The sequence below is a fragment of the Schlesneria paludicola DSM 18645 genome (assembly GCF_000255655.1).
Lineage (GTDB): Bacteria > Planctomycetota > Planctomycetia > Planctomycetales > Planctomycetaceae > Schlesneria > Schlesneria paludicola.
Window position 1 is genome coordinate 1 of record NZ_AHZR01000090.1, and the last position, 3,660, is coordinate 3,660.

General features: G+C 55.5%; 4 protein-coding genes. All 4 read left to right on the plus strand.

The window, feature by feature from the left end:
- Nucleotides 1-259 precede the first annotated feature (259 nt).
- Nucleotides 260-433 carry a hypothetical protein gene (locus OSO_RS50490; protein ID WP_157604911.1) on the plus strand — a complete coding sequence of 58 codons (174 nt, stop codon included), beginning with the start codon at nucleotides 260-262 and terminating at the stop codon, nucleotides 431-433.
- 92 nt (nucleotides 434-525) lie between these two features.
- Nucleotides 526-1,833, plus strand: coding sequence for a hypothetical protein (locus tag OSO_RS0100050; RefSeq protein ID WP_029246486.1), 1,308 nt, complete (start codon nucleotides 526-528; stop codon nucleotides 1,831-1,833).
- 816 nt (nucleotides 1,834-2,649) lie between these two features.
- The gene (locus tag OSO_RS0100065; RefSeq protein WP_157604913.1) at nucleotides 2,650-2,973 is read left to right on the plus strand and encodes a hypothetical protein; all 324 of its coding nucleotides are present in this window, start codon (nucleotides 2,650-2,652) and stop codon (nucleotides 2,971-2,973) included.
- 40 nt (nucleotides 2,974-3,013) lie between these two features.
- The coding region (locus OSO_RS41475) for an SOS response-associated peptidase (protein ID WP_010581582.1) at nucleotides 3,014-3,660 on the plus strand (647 nt) is incomplete at its 3' end.

The window sequence follows — 3,660 nt, forward strand, 5'->3', positions numbered from 1 at the left end:
GCAACACAGTATGACCCGACTGCACCGCTGCAGCTCCCGGCTAAGCGACCAGCGAATCAGCCTCGACCATATCGGTCGTTCTGGGATTCGTTTGGTCGTGGACTCGCAAATGGGCTCAGCGGTGGCTGAAGTCCGCATCACGAAGTTCACCACTATGTGAACCCCTGCTGTTCGGTGATCGTGACGACGGTCAAGTCTTGGCCCCAGCGATTCCATAGATCCGTTGGGGCTTTTCGGTTTCAGATTCAAGGATGATTTGATGGCGGCCCAAGGCGACATTGAAATCGACGAAGAAGAGGATGATGCCGAGCAGGATGTCTACATGCCTACACAGCTCGAGATTGAGCGAGCGTGTGCTGCGATTCGCGCGGGTTGGAGCAAGCGCCTGGAAGAGTGCCGGCGTCAGCGTCACATCGCCAGTTTGCCAAGGTGAGTGATACGGCCTGGCTGTCAAAAGGTGTCGACATTGGCGTAACGCTGTCAATAACGCAACTTGTTCTCCCTAACGATCAATGAGAGAAAATTGTGCCGATCAAGTACACCGCAGACGACTACTTCAACCCTCGTTGCGAAAGCAAATTCGAAGCGATCAACCCGTCGACTTTCCCCAGGCCAGCGGCCGGTTCGACAGCCGAGTTTTGCATCAAACCGGTCAAGGAGACGAACAGATGTTGCTGCAACTGTTGGGAAATCGAAAACCAGTTTCGACTCCCTCCCGAACTTGATCCCAGCGATCCGTGCTATCAACCCGATGTCGACGCGACGCTCGCAAATTATCGAGTGCTGTCGCTTGGGGATGTCTGCACCATTCGACACGGCGAAGATTCCCCGCCGTGGGGCATTCAGCAATGCCAATGGACGAACGAGCAAGAACTCGCGACGCTGACATTCTATGACACCGCAGCGATACTTCACGTCGATTTCGGCAGCGGAAGACAGGCGTACTATAAAGGCACGCGAATGTCATGCGTCGAAATGACGCTTAGGAAGATCCCGCCCGATTCCGAAATGTTCTCGTACACTCAGTATTGCGGATCGATGTTCCCCGAATTGCTCACGATTCGGGCCGCTCTTTGCGATGCGACAGATCCAGTCGATTGGTGCACCGGTCACTGCAACTATGTTGGCGTGGTGCACGAGGAACCGTCTGTCTTCGGCGCTGGTGCAGATCAGGTCTACACCTTTGCTTGTGATGGGCCGTACACGATTAGACTAAAAGCTGGTGGTGGCCCCGGAGGAACTGGCCGACTTGGAGATCCAGGCGGTGGTGGTGGCGAGGGCGAGGAACGTGTTTTCACCGGCACTGCTTCATCTGGTGACAGTGTCACCTTCAATATCGGGGGGACAACAACCACAAACGGCGTGAACGGCTCGAACTCCACCGTTTCCGGACTAGTTTCAGGAACTGCGATCGGAGGTCGATACGGAGAACGTGGCACTGATGGCGGAGCCGGCGGGAATGGCGGAACAGGTGGAAGCGGTGGCACTGGAACTCCAGGGGCAGCGGGTTCACCTGGTACTGGATCAGAACCAGGCCAAGGGGGAACTGGAGCTGGCCCCGAGGGCGGTACAGGTGATATCGGTAGCGGCCCAGTCAACGGCGGCTCAGGAAGCGGCGGAGGAGGTGCTCGAGGCGTTTCAGGTTCTCTAAACGGCGGTTGGGGTGGACCTGGTTTCGCGATCGTTACGCAGACCTGCAAGCAATGGCAATACGTGGATAGCGATTGCTCTGAGTGCGCGTCGTGCCCTGTTGTCAACGCAGACTTCATTGCGAACCACGGGTATCCGATAGTCGACGGCGAAACACTGTCCGTCAATTGCGTTCAAGGATGATCGAAACACCCGAGGACGAAGACGACTATCTGCACCAGCAGTTTTCGATACCAGCGAGGGACGATCGTCGCGAGCGAGTGCGGATGGATGATATGTGGAGCTCTGAATTGCCCTGACGACACCATCGGCACGGCGCGAGTGCATCGGATCAGAAAGGAATCAGGCAGCTTCTCGGTCATTGGGTCGTTGGTCCAGACTGGGATACGCTCAATACCCCGATTGTCGGCCAGCGACTGGTCTTGCTTGCAAGTCTGGCTCCCCCCGATGCTTGCTACTCTAGGCTCGAATCGCCAGACTAGAGACAAATCGTCACAGCGTCTTCAGCGAGCCAGATCATGCGAGAGTTCATCAGGGGTTGGAAACGCAAGATCGGCGTTGTCACGCTGCTCATGGCGTGCTTGTTCATGAGCTGGTGGATACAAAGCTTTGGAAAGTTCGTCGGCGATTTCTATTTTCCATACGGAGGATCTCTGCGTTCCTTGGATGGGAGATTGTCTTACCGAGGATATACAACCGAATTGCTACAAAATTCTCACGGAAAAGGCATTAATGAGGTTGAGTATTGGAGTATCCCATATTGGTCGATCGTGCCCCCGCTAGTCGTGCTCTCAGCCTACCTGTTGCTCACCAAGCCACGGGCGAAAAAAGCTGGTTGAGCTCAAGCTCGTCGCGGCTTGTCAACGGCCCACAAGGCTCGTCGGATTAAAAGTCGACCGTTCCAGTTTTTTGAGAATGACGTCTGCCATTGAATTGCAGTACAACTTTTGTAAGAAACGATTCGCATTCGCAGCGGCATTGGAACCAGGACAGCACGCCATGAACTCAACTCACCCACAGGCAGACGCTCTGCTCTCTTCCATTGAGGCCGGTGATCTTGACGCGGTGACGCGATTCAACGAACTGCGATTCATTGATGGCAAGCGAGATTATGGCCACGTGACGATCACGCAGTCAGCGCCGCCGGTTGTCGCAATCGTTGACTCCCAGCATGTGGTCGTGACTTCGAGCCCTGACGCTGAAGACCGCCGAACATTCATGATTGAATGCCCCACATTGCAGTCAGCTATGACGATCGCGGAGTGTCTCCAAAACTGCATCGATTCCGAATGGCCTCACGCCTTCGATTTTGTCTTGGACTAATTCTCAAATCCAATCTGGCGATAGTTGCAAGAGGCATCGCGTGTGCGGCCGAATCAATCTAAAGCTTGCACCGCATGAACTGCGGGATCTATTCGACGTGATTCGCGGGTTCGACGAGATCGACTGGACGCCCCGGTATAACGTCGCCCCGACAACTCAAATGATTTGCGTTCGCGAGTCGTCCGACGGCCGCGAGGTGTTTCCCGCCAGATGGGGCCTGATTCCGTCCTGGGTGAAGGACAAGCCGCCAGCACTGACCTTCAACGCTCGCTCGGACACGGTTGCCACGAAACCGATGTTTCGATCGGCTTTCAAATCCCGCCGCTGTCTCGTGATGGCCAGTGGGTTCTACGAGTGGCGGAAACTCGATGCTAAGAATAAACAGCCGTATTACATCAGCCTGACGAACGGCGCGCCAATGCCGATGGCGGGGTTGTGGGAGGTCTGGAAGTTGCCGGAAGGGGAAACCGTGGAGTCTTGCACAATCATCACCCACACGGCAAACGACATGATGGAGCCGCTTCATGACAGAATGCCGGTGATCCTCACTCATGCACTCGTCGACCCATGGCTAGACCCGGCGATCAATGATCCAGCAGCGATTCAGCCGATGCTCGAGCATTTCCCAGCTGACGAAATGCAGGCTTGGCCCGTCAGCAAGGATGTCGGAAATGTCCGTAATCAGGG